The 24318-nt window shown below is 70.3% G+C and carries 26 protein-coding genes and 1 riboswitch; of the genes, 12 read left to right on the top strand and 14 right to left on the bottom strand.

The features are described 5' to 3' along the window. Positions 1-12 precede the first annotated feature (12 nt). A complete protein-coding gene (locus tag PZC42_RS09225) occupies positions 13-771 on the bottom strand; it encodes a metallophosphoesterase family protein (RefSeq protein WP_277210295.1) in 759 nt (252 codons plus the stop codon). A gap of 105 nt (positions 772-876) precedes the next feature. Between PZC42_RS09225 and PZC42_RS09220 the strand changes: the two genes are divergently transcribed. From PZC42_RS09220 to PZC42_RS09190, 7 genes are all read left to right on the top strand, one after another. Further along, positions 877-1284 (top strand): META domain-containing protein, encoded by a 408-nt coding sequence (locus tag PZC42_RS09220; RefSeq protein ID WP_277210293.1) that lies wholly within the window; start codon positions 877-879, stop codon positions 1282-1284. A gap of 23 nt (positions 1285-1307) precedes the next feature. Continuing rightward, positions 1308-2234 carry a methylenetetrahydrofolate reductase gene (locus PZC42_RS09215; protein WP_277210292.1) on the top strand — a complete coding sequence of 309 codons (927 nt, stop codon included), beginning with the start codon at positions 1308-1310 and terminating at the stop codon, positions 2232-2234. A gap of 131 nt (positions 2235-2365) precedes the next feature. Next, positions 2366-3397 carry an alcohol dehydrogenase AdhP gene (adhP, locus tag PZC42_RS09210; RefSeq protein WP_498041192.1) on the top strand — a complete coding sequence of 344 codons (1032 nt, stop codon included), beginning with the start codon at positions 2366-2368 and terminating at the stop codon, positions 3395-3397. 112 nt (positions 3398-3509) lie between these two features. Continuing rightward, positions 3510-3953 (top strand): helix-turn-helix transcriptional regulator, encoded by a 444-nt coding sequence (locus PZC42_RS09205; protein ID WP_277210290.1) that lies wholly within the window; start codon positions 3510-3512, stop codon positions 3951-3953. Between the two features lie 10 nt (positions 3954-3963). After that, a complete protein-coding gene (locus PZC42_RS09200; protein WP_277210287.1) occupies positions 3964-4374 on the top strand; it encodes a VOC family protein in 411 nt (136 codons plus the stop codon). Positions 4375-4534: 160 nt separating this feature from the next. Beyond that, on the top strand, positions 4535-6919 hold the full coding sequence (locus PZC42_RS09195) for an ATP-binding cassette domain-containing protein (protein ID WP_277210285.1): 2385 nt from the start codon (positions 4535-4537) through the stop codon (positions 6917-6919). A 203-nt stretch (positions 6920-7122) separates the two neighbouring features. Continuing rightward, positions 7123-7476, top strand: a complete 354-nt coding sequence (locus PZC42_RS09190; RefSeq protein WP_277210284.1) for a GNAT family N-acetyltransferase — start codon at positions 7123-7125, stop codon at positions 7474-7476. 607 nt (positions 7477-8083) lie between these two features. Here PZC42_RS09190 and PZC42_RS09185 read toward each other — a convergent pair. Then, positions 8084-9193 carry a glycosyltransferase family 2 protein gene (locus PZC42_RS09185; RefSeq protein ID WP_277210282.1) on the bottom strand — a complete coding sequence of 370 codons (1110 nt, stop codon included), beginning with the start codon at positions 9191-9193 and terminating at the stop codon, positions 8084-8086. 265 nt (positions 9194-9458) lie between these two features. Here PZC42_RS09185 and PZC42_RS22635 point away from each other — a divergent pair, with 265 nt between their 5' ends. Then, positions 9459-10250, top strand: a complete 792-nt coding sequence (locus PZC42_RS22635; RefSeq protein WP_368860267.1) for an FAD-binding protein — start codon at positions 9459-9461, stop codon at positions 10248-10250. A 186-nt stretch (positions 10251-10436) separates the two neighbouring features. Here the strand turns inward: PZC42_RS22635 and PZC42_RS09180 are convergent, their stop codons facing one another. Beyond that, a complete protein-coding gene (locus PZC42_RS09180) occupies positions 10437-10754 on the bottom strand; it encodes a DMT family transporter (RefSeq protein ID WP_277210280.1) in 318 nt (105 codons plus the stop codon). Between the two features lie 12 nt (positions 10755-10766). Continuing rightward, positions 10767-10830: riboswitch (guanidine-III (ykkC-III) riboswitch) on the bottom strand. A gap of 211 nt (positions 10831-11041) precedes the next feature. Between PZC42_RS09180 and PZC42_RS09175 the strand changes: the two genes are divergently transcribed. Both PZC42_RS09175 and PZC42_RS09170 read left to right on the top strand, forming a co-directional pair. Further along, complete coding sequence (locus PZC42_RS09175; RefSeq protein WP_277210278.1) at positions 11042-12166, top strand: tyrosine-type recombinase/integrase; 1125 nt, start codon at positions 11042-11044, stop codon at positions 12164-12166. Between the two features lie 4 nt (positions 12167-12170). Beyond that, positions 12171-13451 (top strand): phospholipase D-like domain-containing protein, encoded by a 1281-nt coding sequence (locus PZC42_RS09170; protein ID WP_277210276.1) that lies wholly within the window; start codon positions 12171-12173, stop codon positions 13449-13451. Between the two features lie 7 nt (positions 13452-13458). Here the strand turns inward: PZC42_RS09170 and PZC42_RS09165 are convergent, their stop codons facing one another. The 8 genes from PZC42_RS09165 to clsA form a co-directional block, all read right to left on the bottom strand. Continuing rightward, positions 13459-14046, bottom strand: a complete 588-nt coding sequence (locus PZC42_RS09165; RefSeq protein WP_277210274.1) for a MerR family transcriptional regulator — start codon at positions 14044-14046, stop codon at positions 13459-13461. Positions 14047-14212: 166 nt separating this feature from the next. Then, positions 14213-14737, bottom strand: coding sequence for a bifunctional nuclease family protein (locus tag PZC42_RS09160; protein ID WP_277210748.1), 525 nt, complete (start codon positions 14735-14737; stop codon positions 14213-14215). A gap of 95 nt (positions 14738-14832) precedes the next feature. Beyond that, the gene (ftsR, locus tag PZC42_RS09155; RefSeq protein ID WP_277210271.1) at positions 14833-15579 is read right to left on the bottom strand and encodes a transcriptional regulator FtsR; all 747 of its coding nucleotides are present in this window, start codon (positions 15577-15579) and stop codon (positions 14833-14835) included. Further along, positions 15576-16049 carry an FHA domain-containing protein gene (locus tag PZC42_RS09150; RefSeq protein ID WP_277210269.1) on the bottom strand — a complete coding sequence of 158 codons (474 nt, stop codon included), beginning with the start codon at positions 16047-16049 and terminating at the stop codon, positions 15576-15578. Before PZC42_RS09150 ends, ftsR begins: the two co-directional genes overlap by 4 nt. Before the next feature lie 101 nt (positions 16050-16150). Continuing rightward, the gene (locus tag PZC42_RS09145) at positions 16151-17221 is read right to left on the bottom strand and encodes a DUF881 domain-containing protein (protein ID WP_277210267.1); all 1071 of its coding nucleotides are present in this window, start codon (positions 17219-17221) and stop codon (positions 16151-16153) included. Between the two features lie 2 nt (positions 17222-17223). Then, the gene (locus PZC42_RS09140) at positions 17224-17556 is read right to left on the bottom strand and encodes a small basic family protein (RefSeq protein ID WP_277210265.1); all 333 of its coding nucleotides are present in this window, start codon (positions 17554-17556) and stop codon (positions 17224-17226) included. Further along, entirely contained in the window at positions 17553-18425 is an 873-nt protein-coding gene (locus PZC42_RS09135) for a DUF881 domain-containing protein (protein WP_277210263.1), read from the bottom strand. Before PZC42_RS09135 ends, PZC42_RS09140 begins: the two co-directional genes overlap by 4 nt. Next, positions 18422-19060: a cardiolipin synthase ClsA gene (gene clsA, locus PZC42_RS09130; protein ID WP_306574409.1), complete on the bottom strand. Its 639-nt coding sequence runs from the start codon at positions 19058-19060 to the stop codon at positions 18422-18424. Before clsA ends, PZC42_RS09135 begins: the two co-directional genes overlap by 4 nt. A 250-nt stretch (positions 19061-19310) precedes the next feature. Here clsA and PZC42_RS09125 point away from each other — a divergent pair, with 250 nt between their 5' ends. Next, entirely contained in the window at positions 19311-21122 is a 1812-nt protein-coding gene (locus PZC42_RS09125) for a DEAD/DEAH box helicase (RefSeq protein WP_277210260.1), read from the top strand. A gap of 13 nt (positions 21123-21135) precedes the next feature. Here the strand turns inward: PZC42_RS09125 and PZC42_RS09120 are convergent, their stop codons facing one another. The 3 genes from PZC42_RS09120 to PZC42_RS09110 all read right to left on the bottom strand — a co-directional run bounded on the left by PZC42_RS09120 (position 21136) and on the right by PZC42_RS09110 (position 22775). Beyond that, positions 21136-21594 carry a PH domain-containing protein gene (locus tag PZC42_RS09120; RefSeq protein ID WP_277210257.1) on the bottom strand — a complete coding sequence of 153 codons (459 nt, stop codon included), beginning with the start codon at positions 21592-21594 and terminating at the stop codon, positions 21136-21138. Positions 21595-21597: 3 nt separating this feature from the next. Then, positions 21598-22446: an ATP phosphoribosyltransferase gene (hisG, locus tag PZC42_RS09115; RefSeq protein WP_277210255.1), complete on the bottom strand. Its 849-nt coding sequence runs from the start codon at positions 22444-22446 to the stop codon at positions 21598-21600. A gap of 65 nt (positions 22447-22511) precedes the next feature. Then, a complete protein-coding gene (locus PZC42_RS09110; RefSeq protein WP_277210253.1) occupies positions 22512-22775 on the bottom strand; it encodes a phosphoribosyl-ATP diphosphatase in 264 nt (87 codons plus the stop codon). A gap of 201 nt (positions 22776-22976) precedes the next feature. Here PZC42_RS09110 and mgtE point away from each other — a divergent pair, with 201 nt between their 5' ends. After that, positions 22977-24317, top strand: coding sequence for a magnesium transporter (gene mgtE / locus PZC42_RS09105; RefSeq protein ID WP_277210251.1), 1341 nt, complete (start codon positions 22977-22979; stop codon positions 24315-24317). Position 24318 lies beyond the last annotated feature (1 nt).

The following is a 24318-nucleotide window of genomic DNA, read 5'->3' as shown; positions in this document are numbered from 1 at the left end:
CCTTCGCCGGCTTCAGCCCGTGCGACCGTCCCGCGGCGCGAAGACCGTCAGCGCCTCGGCGTCGGACGCGCGCGAGCGCACGAAGTAGTCCGCGAACTTCCGGGCGTCGGGGTAGGTCGACCCGGCGACGACGGCCTCGACCGCGGCGTCGACGTCGACGTCGGTGTGCCGCAGGCTGACCTGCCCCTCGCGCAGCAGCGCCCAGCTGCCGCCCGGCCGGCCGTACGGCATCCCGACGCTGCCGGGGTTGACGACCAGGCGCCGGTCCACGAGCCGCACGAACGGCATGTGCGTGTGGCCGCACACGACGGTCTGCACCTCGTCCGCCAGGCCGGCGAACGCCTCGGCCCACCGCTCGAGGCGCGTGTCGACCAGCACGACCTCCTCGTCGTCGCGCGGCGTACCGTGGCAGAACACCACCGGCCCGAAGCCGTCGACCTCCACCGTGGCGGGGTGGGGGAGAGCGTCCAGGAGCGCGACGTGCCGGGGACCGAGCTGCGCGGCCGCCCAGCGCGAGATCTCGTCGGGGACGTCGACGTCGTGACCGCCCGCCAGGGCGACGAGCTCGCGGTCGGCGTTGCCGCGCACCATGATCACCCGGTCGCCGAGAGCCGTCAGCCGCTCGAGGACCTCGACGGGCTGGGGCCCTGCAGCGTGGTCACCCGTGACGACCACCAGGTCGGCGCTCACAACCTCGGGCTCGGCCAGCACCGCCTCGAGCACCGGCAGGACGCCGTGGACGTCGGACAGCACCGCGACATGTCGCACCATGACCCGAGCATGCCGCACACGCCTCCCTGGCGCAGGCTGGCGATCGGGCGGCACGCGGCCCGCGCCGCCGGGTACCGGCACGGGCCGCGCACTAGCCTGGGGCGGATGAGACCCCTGTGCACCGCGCGTCACGCCGTCGTCCTCCTGCTCGCCGTCGCGACACTCGCGGCGTGCGCCGGTCCGGCCGGCGTCGCCGGGCGGTCGTTCACCGCCACCTCGGTCACCGGCCGTGACATCGTCGAAGGGTCCCAGATCGTGGTGGCGTTCACCGACGACTCCGTGGGCGCCCAGCCGGGCTGCAACAGCATGTCGGCCCCGGCGACGTGGGACGACGGCACCCTGCGACTGACCGGGGAGCTGCAGTCGACCATGATGGCCTGCTCCGAAGAGCTCATGGAGCAGGACGACTGGTTCAGTGAGCTCCTGGGCTCCGCACCGACGCTCGCCCTCGACGGCGACACCCTCACCCTCACCGGCTCGGACGTCACCGTCACGCTCGTCGAGCGGGACTGACCCGGACCCAGGACGGAGACCAGATGGCACCCCCCGGACCACCACCGCGCCCGCTGCTGCTGTTCGCGATCACCCCGCCACGACGCACCACCACCCCCGACGACGCCCAGCGCATCGCCGACCGCACCTGCGAGCGCCTGGCCGGGCTCGGCCTGGACGGCCTCGTGCTGTACGACATCGACGACGAGACCGACCGCAATCCCGACGACCGACCTTTCCCGTACCTGCCGACGCTGGACCCGGCCGAGTTCCGGGCCCGGTACCTGACCGGCTGGGACGGCCCGGTGGTCGTCTACCGCAGTGCGGGCAAGTACAGCGCCGCCGAGCTGTCCGACTGGGCCACGGCACAGGACCCACGCCGGGTGAGCACGGTGCTGGTCGGTGCGTCCTCGAGCGACAGCGCCGTGCGCACCACCCTGCCCGAAGCCCAGCGGTTGTGCCGCGAGCAGGCACCGGACCTGCCGCTCGGGGGAGTAGCGATCCCCGAGCGGCACGAGTCCCGCGGCGACGAGCACCGACGGATGCGCCGCAAGCAGGCGTCCGGCGTCGGGTTCTTCGTCACCCAGGTCGTCTACGATGTCGGGGCCGCCAAGTCCATGGTCTCGGACTACCACTACGCCTGCCGTGACCGTGACGAGGAGCCCGCCCCGGTGATCTTCACGCTCTCGGTGTGCGGCTCGCGCAAGACCCTGGAGTTCCTCGAGTGGCTCGGCGTGCACGTGCCACGGTGGATGCGCAACGACCTGCGCCACGCGGGCGACCCGCTGGCCACCTCCTACGACCAGTGCGTGGCCATCGCTGAGGACCTGGCGCAGTTCTGCACCCGCCACGAGATCCCCTACGGGTTCAACGTCGAGTCGGTCTCCATCCGCCGCGCGGAGATCGAGGCCTCGGTGCGTCTGGCCGCCCACCTGCGCGACCGCATCGACGCCGCGGTGCCCGCCGACTGAGCACGCGTGGTGTCGGCGACGTCACACCCGTGCGAGATGTGTGGTCAGACCACACGGCCTAGAATGAAGACACCGCCGGAGACGGACCGCCGACCAGGCGAACCCCACCGCCGGGCAGGCCCCAGGAGGTCATCGTGAGCATGCAAGCAGCGGTCGTCACCGAGTTCCGCGCCCCACTGCGCATCGACGAGGTCGACATACCGGAGCCCGGCCCCGGCCAGGCCCTCGTCAAGGTGCTCTACACCGGTGTGTGCCACACCGACCTGCACGCCGCGCACGGCGACTGGCCCGTCAAGCCCACCCCACCGTTCATCCCCGGCCACGAAGGCGTCGGCGAGGTCGTGGCCGTGGGCGACGGCGTCACCCGCCTCGCCGTCGGCGACACCGTCGGCAACGCCTGGCTCTGGAACGCCTGCGGCGAGTGCGAGTACTGCCAGACCGGCCGCGAGACACTCTGCCCGGACCAGACCAACGGCGGCTACAGCGTCGACGGCTCCTTCGGCCAGTACATGCTCGTCGACGCCACCTACGCCCCGATCATCCCCGCAGGCGTCGACCTCGCCGCCGCCGCACCCATCCTGTGCGCCGGCGTCACCGTCTACAAGGGACTCAAGGAGTCCGAGGTCAAGCCCGGACAGTGGGTCCTCGTCTCCGGCATCGGCGGACTGGGCCACCTCGCCGTGCAGTACGCCCGCGCCATGGGCATGCGCGTCATCGCCGTCGACGTCTCTGACGACAAGTCCGCCCTCGCCCTCGACCACGGCGCCGAGGTCGCCCTCAACGCCGCCACCGAACCCGACGTCGTCGCACGCATCCACGAGGCCACCGGCGGGGGAGCGCACGGCGCACTCGTCACCGCCGTCAACGCCCACGCCTTCCCCCAGGCCGTCGGCGGGCTGCGCCGCGGCGGCACCGTCGCCCTCGTCGGCCTGCCCCCCGAGCAGTTCGGGCTCGACATCTTCTCCACCGTGCTGCTCGGACTGACCGTGCGCGGCTCGATCGTCGGCACCCGCAAGGACCTGGCCGAGGCGATCGACTTCTTCGCCCGCGGCCTCGTCGAACCCACCTACACCCTGCGACCCCTGGAGGAGATCAACGACATCTTCGACGAGATGCTCGCCGGCCGCATCGACGGCCGCGTCGTGATGGACATGCGCGCCTGACGACGTGCGCGCACCGCGCTCCGACCTTCCCCTCACGGAGCGCACCCGGCCGGACCTGCACCCCTGCAGGTCCGGCCGCACCACGTCCGGCCCGCCGTGGCACCATCGAACCGTGAGCACCCGCACCGCCACCGAACAGCGACTGCGAGACCTCGCACTGCTGCGCCACGTGCGCGACCGCATCGACCGCGACTACGCCCAGCCGCTTGACGTGCCGGCGCTCGCGGCCGCCGTCGGCATGTCCGCAGGGCACCTGAGCCGGCAGTTCCGCGCCGCCTACGGTGAACCGCCGTACAGCTACCTGATGACACGGCGCATCGAGCGGGCGATGACGCTGCTGCGCCGCGGCGACCTGACCGTGACCGAGGCGTGCTTCGCCGTCGGCTGCTCCTCGCTCGGGACGTTCTCCACGCGCTTCACCGAGCTGGTCGGCGTCTCGCCGAGCACCTACCGCCGCGACGGCGCCGAACCCACCGCAGGCATGCCACCGTGCATCGTCAAGCGCATCACCCGACCGATCAGGAATCGAGAAGCGCTGCCGTCCGGACCTGTCTAGCGTGACCGGTATGAGCCTCAGCATCCGACACACCTTCCTCCCGCACACCGACCCCGAGGAGTCCCTCGCGTTCTACCGCGACCTGCTCGGCTTCGAGGTCCTCAACGACGTCGGCTACGACGGCATGCGCTGGATCACGCTCGGACCGCCGGACGGCGGACCCACCTCCGTGGTGCTGCACCCCCCGACGGCCGACCCCGGCATCACCGAGGAGGAGGGCCGCGTCGTCGCCGAGATGATGGCCAAGGGCACCTACGCCTCGATCGTGCTCGCCGCGGCCGACGTCGACGCGACCTTCGAGCAGATGGCCGCCGCCGGCGCCGACGTCGTCCAGGAACCTCTCGACCAGGACTGGGGTGCCCGCGACTGCGCCTTCCGTGACCCGGCGGGCAACATGGTCCGCATCCAGCAGACAGGGTGAGCGCCACCCCGACGGTAGTACGGCTGGCACCCGGATCACCGGCCGCGCGGGGTGAATGCTCCACCTGGCCCACCTTTCTCGTACGCCGTATGCTAATCTTCTCCGCGCTCGTTCCGGTACGCCGTACGAGACCCGGCCGCCACGAAGGAGATCCCCACCCATGGACCCCCGCACCGCCGACAGCCACCCGCACGCCGCGGACACCCACGACCTGATCCGTGTCCGCGGCGCGCGCGAGAACAACCTGCGGGGCATCGACGTCGACATCCCGAAGCGTCGCCTCACCGTGTTCACCGGTGTGTCGGGCTCGGGCAAGAGCTCGCTGGTGTTCGCGACCGTCGCCGCCGAGTCCCGCCGGCTCATCGACGAGACCTACTCGACGTTCCTGCAGGGGTTCATGCCCTCCCTGCCCCGGCCGGACGTCGACCACCTCGAAGGCATCACCACGGCGATCCTCGTGGACCAGGAGCGCATGGGCGCCAACGTGCGGTCCACCGTCGGCACCGTCACCGACGCCAACGCCATGCTGCGCAACCTGTACAGCCGGATCGGCGACCCGTACGTGGGCCCACCCACGGCGTTCTCGTTCAACATCCCGACGTCCAAGGCGAGCGGCGTCTTCGCCACCGACAAGGCCGGCGGCGCGACCGAGAAGAAGGTCGTGCGCGACCAGGTCTACCTGGGCGGCATGTGCCCCGAGTGCGAGGGCCGGGGGACCGTCTCCGCCCTCGACCTGTCCGTGATCATCGACGAGTCGAGATCGCTCAACGACGGTGCCATCCTCGTTCCCGGCTACAAGGCCGACGGATGGATGGTCAAGGGGTTCTCCGAGTCCGGGTTCGTCGACGGCGACAAGCCGGTGCGTGACTACACCGAGGCCGAGCGCCACGACCTGCTGTACCGGGACAAGGGCAAGATCAAGGCCCTGGGCATGAACATGACCTATCAAGGCCTCATCCCCAAGCTCCGCGAGTCGCTGTTCTCCAAGGATCCCGACTCGCTCCAGCCGCACCTGCGGCGGTTCGTCGAGCGTGCGGCGGTGTTCGGGCCCTGCCCGGCGTGCGAGGGCACCCGGCTCAACGACTCTGCACGGTCGGCGAAGGTCGAGGGTCGCAGCATCGCCGAGGTGTGCGCGATGCAGATCACCGACGCCGCCGAATGGGTACGCGGCATCACCGATCCCGGCGTGGCGCCCCTCGTCAGGAGCCTGCTGCACCTGTTCGACGCGTTCGTCGAGATCGGGCTCGGCTACCTCTCCCTCGACCGGCCCGCCGGGACGTTGTCCGGGGGAGAGGCGCAACGCGTCAAGATGATCCGGCACCTCGGCTCCGCCCTGACCGACGTCACCTACGTCTTCGACGAACCCACCATCGGCCTGCACCCCCACGACATCGCTCGGATGAACAAGCTGCTGATCGATCTGCGGGACAAGGGCAACACCGTGCTGGTCGTCGAGCACAAGCCGGAGGCCATCGCCGTCGCGGACCACATCGTCGACCTCGGTCCCGGCGCCGGGACCGACGGCGGCACCATCTGCTACGAGGGCACCGTCGACGGGCTGCGCGCCAGCGACACCCTCACCGGCAAGCACCTCGACCTCCGGGTGGCCGTCAAGGAGTCCGTCCGCACCCCCGACGGCACCCTGGAGATCCGCGGCGCGTCGCAGAACAACCTGCGTGACGTCGACGTCGACGTACCCACAGGCGTGCTCACCGTCGTCACGGGCGTCGCCGGTTCCGGCAAGAGCTCGCTCATCCACGGAAACCTCGCCGGACGCGACGGCGTCGTCGTCGTCGACCAGGGCGCCATCAAGGGCTCCCGACGCTCCAACCCCGCCACCTACACCGGACTGCTCGAGCCGGTGCGCAAAGCCTTCGCGAAGGCCAACGGCGTCAAGCCCGCGCTGTTCAGCGCGAACTCCGAGGGCGCCTGCCCCACCTGCAAGGGCAACGGGCGCATCTACACCGAGCTCGGCTTCATGGAGACGGTCGAGACGCCCTGCGAGGACTGCGGCGGCAAGCGGTTCATGGCCGAGGTGCTCGACTACACCCTCGGCGGCAAGAACATCGCCGAGGTGCTCGACCTGTCCGTCGCGCAGGCCCACGAGTTCTTCTCGGACGGCGAGGCCAAGATCCCCGCCGTCGCGAAGACGCTCGCCCACCTGCAGGACGTCGGGCTCGGCTACATCCACCTCGGCCAGCCGCTGAACACGCTGTCGGGCGGAGAACGCCAACGCCTCAAGCTCGCCATGCACATGGGGGAGCGGGGCGGGGTGTACATCCTCGACGAGCCCACGACCGGCCTGCACCTGGCCGACGTCGAGAACCTCCTCGGTCTGCTCGACCGGCTCGTGGACTCCGGCAAGTCCGTCGTCGTCATCGAGCACCACCAGGCCGTCATGGCGCACGCCGACCGGATCATCGACATCGGCCCCGGCGCCGGGCACGACGGCGGCACCGTCGTCTTCGAGGGCACGCCCGCCGAGCTCGTGGCCACTCGGTCCACGCTAACGGGGGAACACCTGGCGCAGTACGTGGGGGGCTGAGTCCCGCGGCCCGCCACCGGCCCGGGTATGTCGGACGTCCGCCGAGTGGCTGCGCGGCGTCGCCGACCCCGCCGTGGCGCCGGGAGAGGCCCAGCGGGCCAAGATGATCCGCCACCTCGGCTCCGCCCTGACCGACGTCACCCACGTCTCCGACGAGCCCCACCACCTGCCTGCCTGTGGCCGACGTCGCCCATCTTCTCGGCATGCTCGAGACCGGCTCGTCGACGCCGGGCACCACGCCCGGGGCGGCGCTCGCGGACGACGTGCCGGCCATGGCGCGTGTGCACGTGCGCGGGTGGCAGCAGGCCCACCGCGGCCTCATGGCTGACAAGGTGCTGGACGACCCCGGATTCGTGGCTGCGCGGGAACCGATGTGGCACACCGTCCTGACCGACGTGCGCTACACAGACCGCCGTTCGGCGGTGGCCGAGATCGACGGGCAGATCATCGGCATCGCGCTGTCCGGACCGTCGGCGGATGATGTCGCGCCGGGCACGACCCAGCTCCACGTGCTGTACGTGGAGGCCGCGCAGTACGGGTCCGGTGTCGGCAGCTAACTGCTGCGCGCCCTCGTCGACCCGCCGAGCGGGCCGTGCTCTGGGTCGCGGAGCCCAACTCCGTGCCCAGGCCTTCTACCGCAAGCACGGCTGCACCCCCGACGACACGTCGCACATCGAGGACGGCGTCACCGAGATCCGCTGGCCCGCCGTCCCGCGCCGCACCGCAGCGGCTGCCCAACGTCACGAGCGTGACGGCGACCGGATCCTGGCGGCCCGGCTGTACGCCGAGGCAGCTCGTCGCGTGACGAACCTCGGCGAGCGCGACCATCTCACGCGCTGGGCCGCGCAGATGCGCTCAGCCCACCGGACGCAGGGGCTGGAGGCCCCGGAACGTCGTGCTGCCCGGGCATCTGAGATGCCCGGGCAGCGGGGGGGAGCGGACCGTAGGTCGAGGGTCCGTAGACCCCAGCTCCACGTCGGACGTACAGTGCTCAGGGCCGCGCCCCCTTGCGAGCCTTGATCATGCGAGCGAACGTCACCAGTGCTACGCCCACGGTCATCAGTCCGAATGCGAGCAGAACCCACCCGCCAGTCTGCAGCCCGGTTGCGGCGAGTGTTGCACCAGCGGTGCCGGAGGTTGCGCTAATCTGACCGTACATGTCTATCAGGCTCCTTCTGCGGCGTACTGAGCCGCCCATCGATCGATCTTCTTGTGTGTCATCTTGCCGTGGACGACAGATGCCCATGATGCCCAGAACCATGCCAAACGAAGCAGTGTAAACAGCTCCGCTGGAAAGAACGAGGCGGCAAGAAGCATGTCCTTGCGATCCCTGTGCGGGATACGCATGGACCGGTAGACCTCTAGCCATACGAACAGCAGAGGAAAGCACCACCAGAACCACGCGATCGTCATGCCCATCGAAATAGCTCCGACGAGCACGAAGATCCAAAGAAGGCGCATAACGCCGTTCAGCAGCCCGAGAGCTTGCTGGCCCCAATCGCGCCAGGTGAGTCGGTTGAGGCCGAAAGTGAGCAGATCCTCTACCGTACCGGTCTGCCACTTCATCCTCTGACCCCAAAGGGCACGAATAGTTGACATAGAGTCGGTGTAGGCACGAACCGTAGTCGACACGTGGCACTTCCACCCAGACTCGCGGATACGATATGTCAACTCGAAATCCTCGGTGGCTGACTCGTACGACCACGGCCCTTGACGATCGTCACGGGCTGCTATGACGCGCAGTGCAGCACCGGAGATCGCGCATCCCGTTCCGGCCAAGACAGAGGTCCAGCCCTTTCGAAGCGCTGTGTCAGTCCACGTTGCGAACTCTGCCTTCTGGAGCCGAGACAAGATGCCAGGCTGCTGCATCGTGAACTTCGAAGACGACCCGCCGAGGGTGACGTCTGAGGTGAGCTCAATCTCCCAGTCGCGAAGAGCGTTCGGTGGAAGCACAGTGTCGGCGTCTAGACAGACAACTACGTCGGAGTACTTGGCGTACTCTGCCCACGCAATGTTCAGCGCTTCTGCTTTCCGGTGCGCGAGACGGGGAAATTCCATCACCGTCACCGGAAACGAGCGGGCTATGTCGGCAGTGCGATCATCGCATCCGTTTGCAACGACAACTACTCGATCTGCAGGCCTGTCCTGAGACAGCACAGCCTCAAGAGTCATCGCGATGGACTTTTCCTCGTTGTGGGCCGGGATGAGAACAGTCACCTCGACGGTGGCGTCGGTGCTGTTGTCGGGGATGACGAGCAGCTGACGAGTCTTCATCGTGGGCTCCGTGTGTCGAGTTCCGGGTCTATTCAGAGCCTCGAGGAACGCACTCAGGGAAACGTCAGGACGGACGACCGATTCGCATCCAGATTGCGTCAAGAGCGTCAGGACTTGATCAGTTACTCAGGGCAAGCGCTGCACGCGAGCCTGCCCAGATCAGGAATCGCCTCAGTTGGCCGTTCCTAGGCGGTCGGCGGCATCCTCGTCGCCACGCTCACTCTCACGTTCGTCGCGTAGGACGGGCACTCGCCCGCGCCTGCAGGTGCCCGCGAGTGCACTTTCGCGACCCGCACTGTCGCCTTCGACGCCGGGAGCGCGCAAGGATCTGGCGATGTCCGCCTCGGGGACGCGGCACGCGATGGGCGGTGAGGCGTCGTTCCTCGGCGGACTGGTCCTCGACATGCGAGCAATCGACCACGTGCGGCTCGATGCACACACCGGCACGGTGCGCGTGGGTGCCGGCGCGACGTGGCGCAGCGTGCTCAAGACCTTGCACGAGCATGACCGGGCCGTGGCTTCGATGCCGAGCATCGACGTCCTAAGCGTGGGCGGGACGGTGTCGGTGAACGCGCACGGCGTCGACTTCCGGCGGGGATCAGACGAGATCGTCCCGGATCCGCAGGCCCGGATGATGTACGCACATCTGTCGACAGCGCCGTCGTCGTACCTCGAGGAAGCGATCCTCTACACGTACTCCGAGCCAGAGCCGGGGGAGCGGGGCGAGCAGCCGATCCCGGCGCTGGAGGACGCCCGGCACTCGCGACCCGGGCGATTCGCCCTCAACAGCTTGCTTCGTGGCACGCACGCGCAGGCGATGTCCAAGGGGCTCGCGCCGCTGAACCACAAAGCTGCCCAAAGACCGACGTCCTGCAGGAGTACTTCGTGCCGCCAGAGCGGCTCGGGGACTTCCTCACGGCGGTGGCCACCGTGCCGGGGCACGACGCGGACCTCCTGCGTGCCACGGTCCACGTGGTGCACGAGAACGAAGTGCCGCTGCCGTACGCGCGTCGCGAGCGGCTCTCGGTGGTGCCGCACCTCAGCCAGTGCTGGATGAGTTCTTCACCGCGAAGCGCCGGCACGACCCTGACGAACTGTTCCGCAGCGGATTCTTCGAAAGATTCGCCTGAGCAAGACCCTGGACGCACTCCGAGCCGCCTCGCCGATAATGCACATTATGTCATTATGGCGACGCTGAGCCGGCGCGGTCCGGCGGTCGCCGGTCCCCTCACCGAGGCCGACGTCAGTGCGCCGTCAGCTTCAACCCCGCGACGCACCCGACGATGCCCAGGATGAGCGCGATGCGTACGACCGTCATCGGCTCGGCTCCGGTGATCATCGCGTAGCCGGCCGTCAGTGACGCACCGATGCCCACCCAGACGGCGTACGCCGTGCCCACCGGCAGGTCCCGCAACGCGTACGCGAGTCCCGCCATGCTCGCCAGCAGGCTCACGGCGAACACGACGCTCGGGCCAGGCCGCGAGAATCCCTCGGAACGGCCCAGCGCCGTGGCCCACACGGCCTCCAGCGCACCCGAGATCACCAAGATCGTCCACGACATCGCGCTCACTCCCCGATGCCGTCTTGTCGCACTCCGGGTACGGCAACCCTCGTCCGGGAGCCGTGCCAGGCTCTCCGCCCATGATGACATCTACGTCCGGCCTCCTGCTCTGGCGGTGCGATCACAGGTGGCGTAGCCTCTAATCGGACATAGCGCGCAAACCATTGTGTTTAGTGCAACACAGTGGTGACCGCCACGGACGCCAGCCCACCTCCGCCCCAGCTCGTGTCGGTAGTCCGCCCTACGCTGGAACCTGACGATGCCGCAGGTCACAGGAGGGAAATCCGTTGGTCGCACCACCCCGACTCGAGCGGCTCACCGTCGCACGGGCTGCCGAGAGGTATCTGTCCGCGGTCCGGGTGGATGCCGTACGGGGCGTCCTCTCCCCCACGACCGAGCGGTCGTACGCCCGCGACATCACCGAGCTCGTCACCCTCCTCGGTGCCGACAGGATTTTGGACGACGTCACCGGCGAGGACCTCGACGACGCGCTCGTGCGGTACCAGGCCGACCCGGACGGCCGGTACGCGGACCCGGAGCGCAAGCCTGGCCCCGGGCGCTCGACGGCGACGGTCAACCGCTTCCGCCAGTCGGTGCGACGGTTCTTCAGCCACGCCGCCCGGCAGTGCTGGGTGCAGGCCGACCCGATGCAGTGGGCATCGCCGCCCGCGAAGAGCCGCGGCCGGCTCCGCGTGGAACGGACCGCGCTCTCGGCCGCCGCCGCCGGCGCCCTGCTGAGCACCGTCCAGGCCGCCCCGGCGAATCCGGGCACCGCGCCGGCACGGCACGCCAGCCGGCGCCGCGACCAGGTCCTGTCGGCACGAGACCGCCTCGTCGTCGCCCTCCTGCTCGTGCTCGGCCCACGCGTCTCCGAGCTCGCTCGCGCGGACGTCGCCGACTTCACCCGTGAGCCCGCCGAGACACGCTGGCGGATCATCGGCAAGGGGGGAACCCACCGCACCGTCGCCCTGAGCCCACCGTTGGCAGAGGCGCTCGAGGAGTACCTGACCGCTCTGCGCCCGCGCCTGGCCGCCAGAAGGCCCGACGACCCCGATGCCCAGCGCGCGCTGCTGCTGTCCTGGCGGGGTCGCCGGATCGACACCCAGGCGATCCGCGCGCTCCTCGCCCGCGCCGTCGACCGCATGCCTGACGTCTACCGCCGACCGGCCACCCCGCACGCGCTGCGCCACACCACCGCGACCCTGCTCGTGGCCGACGGGTGGGACGTGAAGGTCGTCGCGGAACTACTCGGGCACGCATCCATCGCCACCACGGGTGCCTACCTCGACAGGATCGACGGTGAGCTCGCCGCCGCCATCCGTACCCACCCGCTGGCCGCCGCGCTGCAAGAGGTCTCACCCGGTGCATTCGTCGAATCACCAGGCGCTACGGCGTCGTCGCCGCTAGCGTGAGGTCGTGCCCAGCTCGCTGCAGTCCCCCGTGTCCCCGGTCCGTATCCAGGTCGACTGGCGGCGCATCGGCAGGTCCGCGGGACGGGCAGCCCTGCTCGCTGCCGCCGTGCCGCTCGCAGCCGGCGCCGCCGTCATGGTCGCCGACAAGATCCGCGGCCAGCGCTATCCCCTGGACAGCAAGTTCCCCACGGCGCCACCGACCTCGACGACCGTCGACGGCGACATCGCCACTCTGTACACGTACGGAGCCGACCTGTTCGACGCCATGATCGAGGCGATCGAGGCAGCGCAGCACACCGTGTTCCTCGAGACCTACATCTGGAAGGGCGACGCCACCGGCGAACGGTTCAAGCAGGCGGTCTCGGCCGCCGCCGCGCGAGGCGTCGAGGTCTACGTCATCTACGACGGTTTCGCCAACCTGGTGGTCCCGCAGACCTTCTTCCACTTTCCCCCGCAGATCCACGTGCTGCGCTTCCCCGCCCTGCGGGCCGGCCTCCTGACCCTCAACGTGCGCCGCTCGGGACGGGACCACCGCAAGATCCTGGTCGTGGACGGCGAGGTCGCCTTCGTCGGGGGGTACAACATCGGCGAGGAGTACGCCACCAAGTGGCGGGACACGCACCTGCGGCTGCAGGGCAGGGCCACGTGGGAGCTGCAGAACGCCTTCGTGGACTTCTGGAACCGCTGGCGCAAGCCCAGGCATCCCGTGCTGCAGGACAAGGGGGCCGAGCACTGGCAGCCCAGCCTGCGGGCCGCCCGCAACGCGCCCAGCGACCTCGTCTTCCCGATCCGCGGCCTCTACCTGGACGCGATCGACCGCGCCACGAGCCACGTCTACATCACCCAGGCCTACTTCATCCCCGACCGCGACATCCTCGACGCGCTGCTGGCCGCGGCGGCGCGCGGAGTGGACGTCCGGGTGCTGGTGCCCGAGCGCTCGAACCACTCCCTGGCGGACTGGCTCGCTCGCGGCCGGTACACCAAGCTCCTGCGCGGCGGGGTACGCATCATGCTGTACGAGGGCGCCATGGTGCACGCCAAGACCGCGACCATCGACGGCCGCTGGTCCACGGTCGGTACCGCGAACATCGATCGGCTGAGCCTGACCGGCAACTACGAGATCAACCTCGAGATCGTCGACCCTGGGTTGGCGAGCCGCCTGGAGGAGGTCTTCCGGATGGACGAGTCCAACGCCCGCGAGCTGACGTACGAGCAGTGGCGCGAACGCTCGGCCCTCACCAAGATCGCCGAACGGGTCCTCGAGCCCCTCGAACCGCTGCTCTGAGTCGCGCTCAGCCCACGTGACGTGCCCGACGGCGGGCTGCGAGCTCGTCGTCGCCGTGCGGCCGGTCGTGCTCGTCGTCATCGAGCGACTCGGTCGGCATCTGGGACAGCGTTCCCTCGATCTCGCGCCACACCCGCCCCACGGCGATGCCGAAGACGCCCTGGCCTCCTTGGACGAGGTCGACAACCTCGTCCGGTGACGTGCACTCGTAGACCGAAGCCCCGTCGCTCATCAGCGTGATCTGCGCCAGGTCGTCGACTCCTCGCTCGCGCAGGTGCGTCACCGCGCTGCGGATCTGCTGCAGTGACACCCCGGTGTCGAGCAGCCGCTTGACGACCTTGAGGACCAGGATGTCCCGGAAGCTGTAGAGCCGGTGCGTGCCGGAGCCGCTCGCCGACCGGATCGACGGTTCGACCAGGGCGGTACGCGCCCAGTAGTCGAGCTGCCGGTACGTGATGCCCGCCACCCGGCAGGCCGTCGTGCCGCGGTAGCCGGTGCCGCCGTCCTGCTCCGTGAGGTCCTCACCGAAGAGAAGCCCTTGGGCGCCGGTCGGCGCTGCGCCGGCCTCGACGCTCGCCTCACCGCTGCTGTTCACTGTGCCTCCAAGATGTCGATTCCACGCTAGGACCGCCTCAGGGGGCCGTCAACGACGTGGCCCTCGAGACGTTCGGCGTGTCGCCGGACCGGTGCCCAAACGTGATCTGTCGTGGCGACCTTGAACCTTCGGTAGAGGGTTGTGGAGCCACCATAGCCCGCAACATTCAGGTTGGACCTGAGGGTCCAGGGGGTGTGTCGTCCCCGGTGTCGGTGGGGCCCTCCGTTGTCGTGAAGTCCTCGGCGGTGACGTGATCGAGGAAGTCGCGGAACTTCTCGACCTCCTTCTGCTGGTCGAGGTCGACCACCTCGACACCTGCGGCTGCGACGACCTCTGCGGAGCAGAGCACAGGGCTCTCGGTCCGTACGGCCAGGGCGATCGCGTCCGAGGCTCGCGAGTCGAGCCGGACACCCGTGGACAGCACCAGCTCGGCGAAGAAGATCCCGCCGTCGAGTGCGACGATCTCGACCCGGTCCAGCTCGACACCGACCGCACCGAGCAGGTCGCGCAGGAGATCGTGCGTCATCGGTCGGGGTGTGACGACACCTGCCTGGGCCATGGCGATGGCAGAGGCCTCGCGCGCGCCGATCACGATCGGCACGGCGAGCTCGGCCGCGGTGTCGAACAGCAGGACCACGATCTCCTGATCGCGTTGCTGCTGCCGCACCCCGAGCACCTCGACCGGCACCATCGGCGCCTCGGTCCCGTCGTCGCTCTCCACGCGATCAACGGTATTACGGCACCACGCCACCCGCTCCTAGAGGCCTGTGTGGCGGGGGCGTGGCCTCAGCGTAGGTGGGAGGTGCCCTCGCGCACCCAGATGCTGTGCAGTCGAGCCACGAGGTCGCCGAGCTCCTCGGCGAGACCGGCGGCGTGTGCGCGCCCGTCCGTCGTCTGCTGACTGCGGTACGGGGCCACGACCTGGTCGACGAGCCCGACATGACGGTCGGCCGAGGAGCGCAGCGGCCGCAGGTGCCGCGGCTCGATGCCGTGCTCGGCCAAGCGGGTGGCGATCCGCACCACGTCGGGCGCTCCGGCGTCGAGATAGCCCGAGGAGGTGCGCAGGACGCCGGCCGTGACCAACGACCGCACGAAGTCCGGCGAGGTGCTGGTCGCGTCGGACAGGGATTCCACGGTCCATCGCCGCCTGGCCGGCTCGGCGGCGTCGTCTGCCGGTGGGGCCAGCCGCGGCGCCGGGCCCGGCGCCGGCTCGCCTGCGTCCATCGCCGCGAGTCGTTCCTTGATGACCTTCAGCGGCAGGTAGGAGTCACGCTGCTCGGCCAGGACGAAGCGCAGGCGTTCGACGTCGGACGGGCTGTACTGCCGGTAGCCCGCCGGCGTGCGCACGGGTGTGATGAGCCCCTGCTCCTCGAGGAAGCGCAGCTTGGAGTGCGAGACCGACGGGAAGTCACCGCGCAGCTGGCCGAGGACGTCCGAGATGCGCATCGAGGCCTGTCGCGAGATCCCGCGAGGCCAGGGTTCCTGGGCGTCGTCAGGCTCCGGGACCGGCTCGATCCCGGCCCCGACCGTCACGGAACCGGCGCCTGGGTGTCCCGCGGCGCCTGCGGGCTCGCGTGGAAGGACATGCGGAACTTGCCGATCTGCACCTCGTCGCCCGTACTGAGCGTCGCGCCGTCGATGCGATCCCGGTTCACGTAGGTGCCGTTCAGCGAACCGATGTCGCGCACGACGAACCGGTCACCCTCGCGGACGAACTCAGCGTGCTTGCGCGAGACCGTGACGTCGTCGAGGAAGATGTCCGCGTTCTCGCTGCGGCCGGCGACCGTGCGGTCGGAGTCGAGCAGGAAGCGCTCGCCGACGGCGCCGGAGCCGTACTGCACCACGAGCAGCGCGGAGTGCCTCGGTAGGGCAGCCACGGCAGCGCTCTCCTCCGCGGTCAGCGGGATGCGGGGCGCCTGCTCCTCCGCGGGCGCGCCGAGCCTGCCGAGGTGGGCCGTCGTGTCGACACCCGTCTGGTGCGGAAGTGCGCGGGGGTCCGTCATCAGTCCTCCTGGCTGGGTCGGGCGGTCCGACGTGCGCCGTCGTCCATCAAACCTACCCTCTCACCCGCTGATGCGGGAAGCCGCGCGAGCGGCCGTGGCGGTCACCCCTCGGGGGTCTGCGGGGTGGCGTACCGAGGCTCGGGCGGTTCACGGACCGCCGTGACCTCGATCTCGTCGTGCGCGGTGGTGGCGGCCTCTGCCCCGGCGGTACGGACGGTGGCCAGGGCACCGCCGGGGATCTCCAGCGCGGGGCTGAGCGTCGAGGGGTCGCCGATGACCGTCCACCGGTACGGGGAGTCGAGCACCTCGTCGTCGACGACGATCCCGTCCTCGGTGTCGCGGAACCACGTCGAGGTCACCAGGCGGACACCGTTGAGCTCGACGACCTCGGCCCCGGCGTTGCGCAGCTCCTCGAGCACGTTGAACATCTTCGCGGCGTCCAGGAGCCCGTCGCGGTCACGCACCACGATCTCGAGCCCCGGGCCGACGGCGGGCAGGCGTCCCGACAGGATGCCCTCAGAGCTGGCCCGCTCCTGCGCGAGGTCGACGGCAGCCTGCGCCTGACCGGTGCCTGACTGCAGCTCGTCGCGCGTCCCGGAGAGCTCGGCGACCTGCTCGGCCAGCTGTTCGGAACGCTGCGTCACCTCGTCCAGGAGCCGCACCAGGTCGTCCTGACGGGCCGAGGACAGCGGATCCTGGGCCGAGTGCTGAACCTGGACCACCAGGGCAAAACCGAGCGCTGCGCACAGCACGGCGGCGAGCAGCTGCGACCGGTTCGCCCGCGGACGCATCGCTTGGGCCACGGCGCGCCACCCGCGCGGCGGTGCCGGCCGGTCAGGCGCACCGGCGACGCTCTCCTCCTCGGTCGCCCCCGGGGCTGCTCCGGTTCCTGGCCCGGGCCAGGTCCCGGGCGGCGACCCCGCACTTGCCTCGTCCGGGGACGAGGCTCCGTCGACGTCGGCCGTCGCGCTCCCGACGTCCTGTCCCGCGTCCTGCGGACCGGCGAGCGAGGCCACCGGCACCGACAGGTCCAACGGATCGACAGGCTGGGGTGAGCCGCCGGTGTCGGCGGTCACCGCCGGTTCCTGCGGCACGCCGCCGTCCACCTCGTCCGGCGAAGATTCGTCCGGCGTGCGGGGAGGCTCCTCGGAGCTGTGGCGATCGTCGCTCATGCTCATGCCTTGAACAGGTGCCGTCGGATCGACGCGGCGTTGGAGAAGATGCGGATGCCCAGCACCACGACCACCGCCGTCGACAGCTGCGAACCGACACCGAGCTGGTCGCCGAGGAAGACGATGAACGCAGCCACGAGAACGTTCGACAAGAAGGACACCACGAAGACCTTGTCGTCGAACAACCCGTCGAGCTTGGCGCGCAGCCCTCCGAAGAGCGCATCGAGCGCCGCCACCACGGCGATGGGCAGGTACGGCTGCAACGCGACCGGCACGGTCGGGTGCAGGACGAGCCCTGCCACCACGCCGATCACGAGCCCGACGACGGCGATCATGGGTTCTCCTCCTGGCTCTCTTCCACCTCTGGGTCTGGCTCCACCGGCTCCGCATACCGCAGCCCTTGCCCACCCACGCTCGGCAGCTCGATCTCGTCCACGGTCGACATGCTCGACCCGATCCCCCACTCCGTGGACAGCAACTGGGTGTACGCCGGTGCGCCGGTCCGAGCGTACGCGGCCTGCATGTCCTCCGGATCACCGACGGCGCTCACCACGTACGACGGTCCGGGCAGCGGCACCAGGTCGACCAGGATCGCCTCACCCGCGTGACGGATCGCCGACAGCGACGTCAGCCGCTGGCCGCCCACGCTGATCGCCTCCGCCCCCGAGGCCCACAGGGCGTTGACGACCGTCTGCAGGTCCACCGCCTGGACACGCGTGTCCGAGACCGCGACGTCCGCTCCCAGGTCCGCGCTGCTGTCGCTCAGCGTGACCTGCAGGCCCGGACCCGACACCGCGGTCGCCCCGGTCACCACGCCATCCAGTCGCAGCTGATCCAGCAGGCCCCGGTCCGTGACGGACAGCGCCTCGGACTGCAGGTCCTCGATCTCACCGTTCAGCGCCGTCGCCTGCTCACGCAGGGAGTCCGCCGTCGCCTGGCGGTCGGTGATCTCCTGCTCCAGCACCTCGCGCGCCGACGGCCCCTCCGAGGGCGCTCGCAGCTGTTGGGCGGCGGTGACCGTCATCAGGCCCAGGAGCACGGCGACCAGCACCAGCAGGAGCGTGCCCGCACCACGCGACGGCGTCTCCCCCGCTTCCCGGCGACGCGCGGCCTCCGCGTATCCCGCGTCCAGCGGTTTCTCCATCACCTCGACCAGGAGCGTCATCGACGCATCCGGCCGGCTCGGCCGCGACGCCTGCGTCATGCCGGGTCCTCCTGGCGCTCGCCACCTGCACCCCGGGCCACCAGTCGGTGGGTCTGCACCAGGTAGTGCCATCCGGCGAGCCAGTACAACCCGATCCCCCACCAGGCGAACGCCCAGCCCACGGCATGAGACACCGCGCCGACCGGCCCCGGGGTCTCCGCGAGGAGGAGCAGCGGGAAGGCGTACAGGAGGGCGAACGTGGCCGTCTTGCCGACCAGGCTCACCGCCAGCGGGCCGTAACCGTGCCGTGCCAGCACCGGGGCCAGACAGGCCAGCAGCAGGTCGCGCAGCACGACAGCGGCCAGCACCCACCACGGCACCACACCGCGCCACAGCAAGCCGACCAGCGTCACCAGGATGAACAGTCGGTCCGCCGCCGGGTCCAGGACCTGCCCCAGCTTCGTCACCTGGTTCAGCCGTCGCGCGAGATATCCGTCGAGCCAGTCGCTCGCACCGGACACGGCGAGCACGACCAGCGCCCACACGTCCTCGCCGGTCACGATGAGGACGGCGAACACCGGGACCAACGCCAGACGCACCATGCTCACGACGTTCGGGACCGTCCACACGGCCGAACCATCTTGCCCTGCCTGCACGATCACCGCCCGTGTCCACCGAGTGCCTGCCGCGCACATCCTACGCAGGACCGGGCAGATCGCGCCGCAGTGGGCAAACTCACCGACCGGCCCACTGCCCTCTGGCGCTCGCGGCCCCTACGATGGGACCAATCCAATCGGAGTTCGTCGTCTTCCCGCGTGTTCGTAGGCCCTGGCAGCAAGCAGCAGAGATCCAGCCAGGTGCAGGTGTGTGTCCGGGACCGAGCGACCGCCTCGCCGCACGGCGTGGCAGGACTCCCCCGTACCCCGACGAACGGTCACCTTCGCCATGAGCACCCCTGACTCCACCCTGCCCACCGAGCCCGAGACCACCTTCGCCGACCTCAACCTGCCTGCACCGCTGCAGAAGGCCGTCGACGACCTGGGCTTCACCACCCCGTCCCCCATCCAGGCCGAGGCGATCCCGGCCCTGCTGTCCGGGCGCGACATCACCGGCGTCGCCCAGACGGGCACCGGCAAGACCGCGGCCTTCGGCATCCCGCTGCTCGCCGCCGTCGACCCTGCCGCCGACGTGTCCCGCGGTCACGTCCAGGCGCTCGTCCTGGCCCCCACCCGCGAGCTCGCCATGCAGGTCGCCGACGCCGTCGAGAGCTTCGCCGCTCACCTGCCCGGCGTCCGCGTCCTGCCCGTCTACGGCGGAGCGCCCTACGTCCCGCAGCAACGCGCCCTGCGCGACGGCGTCCAGGTCGTGGTCGGCACGCCCGGGCGCGTCATGGACCACCTCGAACGCGGCTCGCTCCACCTCGACACCGTCAAGTTCCTCGTCCTCGACGAGGCCGACGAGATGCTCCGCATGGGCTTCGCCGAGGACGTCGAGAAGATCTTCGGCCAGGCACCCGCCGAGCGCCAGGTCGCCCTGTTCTCCGCGACCATGCCGCCCGCCATCCGCGCCGTCGCCGACACCCACCTCAACAACCCGGTCCAGGTCGCCGTCTCCCGGCAGTCCAGCACCGTCACCGCCGTCGAGCAGACCTACGCCGTCGTGCCGTTCCGCCACAAGGTCGGATCCCTGGTGCGCGTCCTCGCCACCTCCGAGGCCGACGCCACCATCGTCTTCACCCGCACCCGCGCCGCCGCGGAGGAGGTCGGGGTCGCCCTCATCGAGCGCGGCGTCTCCGCCGCCACCATCTCCGGCGACGTCGCCCAGAAGGAGCGCGAAAAGATCGTCGAGCGCCTGCGCAACGGCTCGCTCGACGTCCTCGTCGCCACCGACGTCGCGGCCCGCGGCCTCGACGTCGACCGCATCGGACTCGTCGTCAACTTCGACATCCCCCGCGAGCCCGAGGCCTACGTCCACCGCATCGGCCGCACCGGCCGCGCCGGCCGCACGGGCCGCGCCCTCTCCTTCGTCACCCCCCAGGAGCGCGGCAAGCTCAAGCACATCGAGCGCACCATCCGGGCCAAGCTCGCCGAGGTAGAGGTCCCCTCCCCCCGCGACGTCTCCGCGCACCGTGCACGCACCATCCTCGGCACCGTGCCCGCCCGACTCGAGGCCGGCCGCCTCGACCTGTACACCGAGCTGCTCAGCGAGCACCTCGCCCCCCGCGAGGACGGGACGGCCCCCGACGCCGCTCAGGTTGCCGCCGCGCTCCTGGCGCTCGCGGTCGGCGACGACGGTCCGGCCCACCGTGCGGCCCAGGAGGAGCACGAGCGGGAGCGCGCCGAGGTCAAGGGCGGTCGCACCCGTGAGACGCACCGTGCCGAGCGCGGCGACCGTGACGGTGACCGTACGCGTCGCCATCCCCGGTCCGACCGGGACGAGCGCGGCCGCGGCATCCGCCGACCTGCCGAGGGGACCCGCTACCGCATCGCCGTCGGGCACACTCACGGAGCGCAGCCGCGCGGCATCGTCGGTGCGCTGACGAACGAGGGCGGGCTACGCGGTGGTGACATCGGCAAGATCGACATCTTCGGCAACTTCTCCCTGGTCGACATCACCAAGCCGCTCGACGACGCGACGATGAACCGCATCGGCCGTGCCAACGTCGCAGGTCGGCAGCTGCGCATCTCGGTCGACAAGGGCGCGCCGGAACGCCGTGCGCCGCGCACCGAGCGCCGACCCGTGAACGCCGCGCACTGACCCCTTCCGCGGTTCAGGAGATGTCGGGGGCCTCGCCGAGCTGACGGGCCAGCGCCTGCAGCCGGCGGGCCTCCGCCATCCCCCGCTCGCCGTCGGCGCGCTGGATGCCCATCACGGCCAGCGTGCCGCCGTCGGCGAGGTCCAGCATCACCCACGAGTCGTTCATGGTGAGACGCACCCCGACGATCTCGGGCCACGCGACGCGGCGGGTGCGCACGACGTTGCGCACGGTCAGGCCCGTCGGGTCGGGACGGGCGTGCACGCCACCCAGACGCCAGAGCAGCCACGCGGCGAAGACGGCGAACCCGACGAACGTCAGCCGCGTGCCGGGGCCGAGCAGCACGCCCTCCTCACCGAGCAGCCCCACGAGCAGGCTCCCGCCCACGGCGACCGCGCCCGTGACCAGCACGGCGACGCGGGTCCACCACGGACGGAAGGTCCGGAAGCGGTCCCGCGTGCCGTCGTCGGTCATGGGCTACAGACGGCTGGCGTGGATCCGGGTCACGAGGATGCCGCGGGCACCGACGTCGTACAGCGCGTCCATGACCCGGTTCGTCTCCGAGCGCGGCACCATCGCCCGCACGGCGGCGGACTGGCCGTTGTGCAGCGGCGATACCGTGGGCGACTCGAACCCCGGGGTGACGGCGACGGCGGCATCGACCAGCTCCGTCGGCACGTCGTAGTCCAGCAGCACGTACTCGCGGGCGGTGATGACGCCCTGCAGGCGGCGGGTGAGGATGTCGATCCCCGCCGGGACCTGTTCCCCGGCCCGGCGGATGAGCACCGCCTCGGACCGCAGGATCGGCTCGCCGAAGACCTCGAGCCCGGCGGCTCGCAGGGTGGTGCCGGTCTCCACGACGTCGGCGATCACGTCCGCGACCCCCAGCCGCACCGAGCTCTCCACGGCTCCGTCCAGGTGGACGATGGCGGCGGGTTCGACACCCTGGCGTGCCAGATGCGTCCGGACGAGCGTGGTGTACGACGACGCGACGCGCTTCCCGGCGATCTGCGCGACGTCGTCGATGGTGCCGGCCGGGGCGGCAAAGCGGAAGGTCGATCCCGCGAACCCGAGCGGCAGGTGCTCGACGGCGTCGACGTCGGAGTCGAGCAGCAGGTCGCGGCCGGTGATGCCGACGTCGACGGTGCCGGCCCCGACGTACACCGCGACGTCGCGCGGTCGCAGGAAGAAGAACTCGACGCCGTTGTCGGCGTCGGTGAGCACGAGCTCGCGGGTGTCACGGCGCTGGCGGTAGCCGGCCTCGCGCAGCATGTCGGTGGCGGGAGTCGACAGCGAGCCCTTGTTGGGGACGGCGATGCGGAGCAAAGGGAATACCTCGTTCAGTTCGGGTGGGACGACGGCGTGGGTGCGGATCGGAGCGCGCCGGACGCTCACAGATGTGCGTACACGTCGTCCAGGGAGAGCCCCTTGGCGATCATGAGCACCTGCAGGTGGTAGAGCAGCTGCGAGATCTCCTCGGCGGCGGCCTCGTCCGACTCGTGCTCGGCGGCCATCCACACCTCGGCGGCCTCCTCCACGATCTTCTTGCCGATCGCATGCACGCCGGCGTCCAGCTGGGCGACGGTCCCCGACCTGGCGGGGCGGGTCTGGGCCTTCTCGGACAGCTCGGCGAACAGGGAGTCGAAGGTCTTCACCCCACCAGCGTAGTCGGGCCCTCTGTGCGTCGAGGCGCCGTTTCGGGGTGCGGGACGCAAGTGGGTGTGTGGCATTCGCCGCTTGGCACACTATTTTTTCCCAGGTCGCAGGAGGTGATCGACTAGCCTGGCTTGCGGCCCTTCGCGACCGCAGCAGTGCGGTGTCGCGTCCACCTACCCCTCGGGAGGCTCGTCGTGGCGATGCGAACGGATGACTTCATCGAGTCCGTGGAGGACGACATCGCCGAGGGCCGCCTGACCGAGGCGCGCACCACCCTGGCGGCCCTCTCCCCCGCCGACGTCCTGGACGTCCTCGAACGGTTCGGACGCAAGGACCGTGCCGTCCTCTACCGCCTGCTGTCCAAGGACGTCGCACTCGACGTCTTCGAGGGACTCGACCCGACCCTCCAGGGAGACCTGGTCCAGGCGCTGCAGGACGACGAGGTGGCACGCCTGTTCACCGACCTCGACCCCGACGACCGGGTGACGCTCCTCGACGAGCTCCCCGCCAAAGTGGCCAACCGCCTGATGCGCGGTCTCCCGCAACGAGAGCGGGCGATGACCGCCGCGGTCCTCGGCTACCCCCAGGGCTCGATCGGACGACGCATGAGCCCCGAGTACGCCACCACCTCACCGTCCCTCACCGTCGGGGACACCCTGCAGCGCATCCGGCTGCGGCTGGACGAGGCCGAGACGATCTACACCGTCCCGGTGGTCAACGCCGTCCGCCAGATCGTCGGCGTGGTCAGCCTGCGTGACGTCCTGCGCGCCACGCCGAGCGACACCATCGAGTCGATCATGAGCGAGCCGTTCGCGGTGCCCGCCACCATGGACGCCGAGCAGGCAGCGCGCGAGTGCGCCGACCGCAAGCTGCTCGCGCTGCCCGTGACCGACAACGAGTCTCGCCTCGTCGGCATCCTCACGGTCGACGACGCCCTGGGGATCCTCGAGGAGGCCGAGTCGGAGGACGCCGCGCGCACCGGTGGTGCCGAGCCCCTGCGCCGGCCGTACCTGTCCACGCCCATCAACGCGGTGGTGCGCTCCCGCGTGGTCTGGCTGCTCGCCCTCGCCGTCGGCGCATCGTTGACCGTCCAGGTGCTCGGGGCCTTCGAGGACACGCTCGAGCAGATGGTCGTGCTCAGCCTCTTCGTCCCCCTGATGATCGGTACCGGCGGGAACACCGGCAACCAGGCCGCCACGACGATCACCCGCGCCCTCGCGCTCGACGACGTCCGCCCGCGTGACGTGCTGCGTGTCCTGGGGCGCGAGGTGCGGGTCGGGCTCCTGCTCGGTGCGCTGCTCGGCGCGCTCGGGTTCGCGGTGGTCGGCACGCTCTACGGCGTCGACGTCGGTCTGGTCATCGGGCTGACGCTGGTCGGAGTGTGCACGCTGGCCGCCTCCGTGGGCGGGATCATGCCGCTGGTGGCCCGAAAGCTCGGCGTCGACCCGGCGGTCTTCTCCAACCCGTTCATCACCACGTTCATCGACGCCACGGGGCTCGTGGTGTACTTCCTCATCGCCCGGGCGGTGCTGGGGATCTGAG

Origin of the sequence: Isoptericola croceus, assembly GCF_029382255.1 — a bacterium.
GTDB lineage: Bacteria > Actinomycetota > Actinomycetes > Actinomycetales > Cellulomonadaceae > Isoptericola > Isoptericola croceus.
This window is presented reverse-complemented; position numbering and strand designations above follow the sequence as displayed.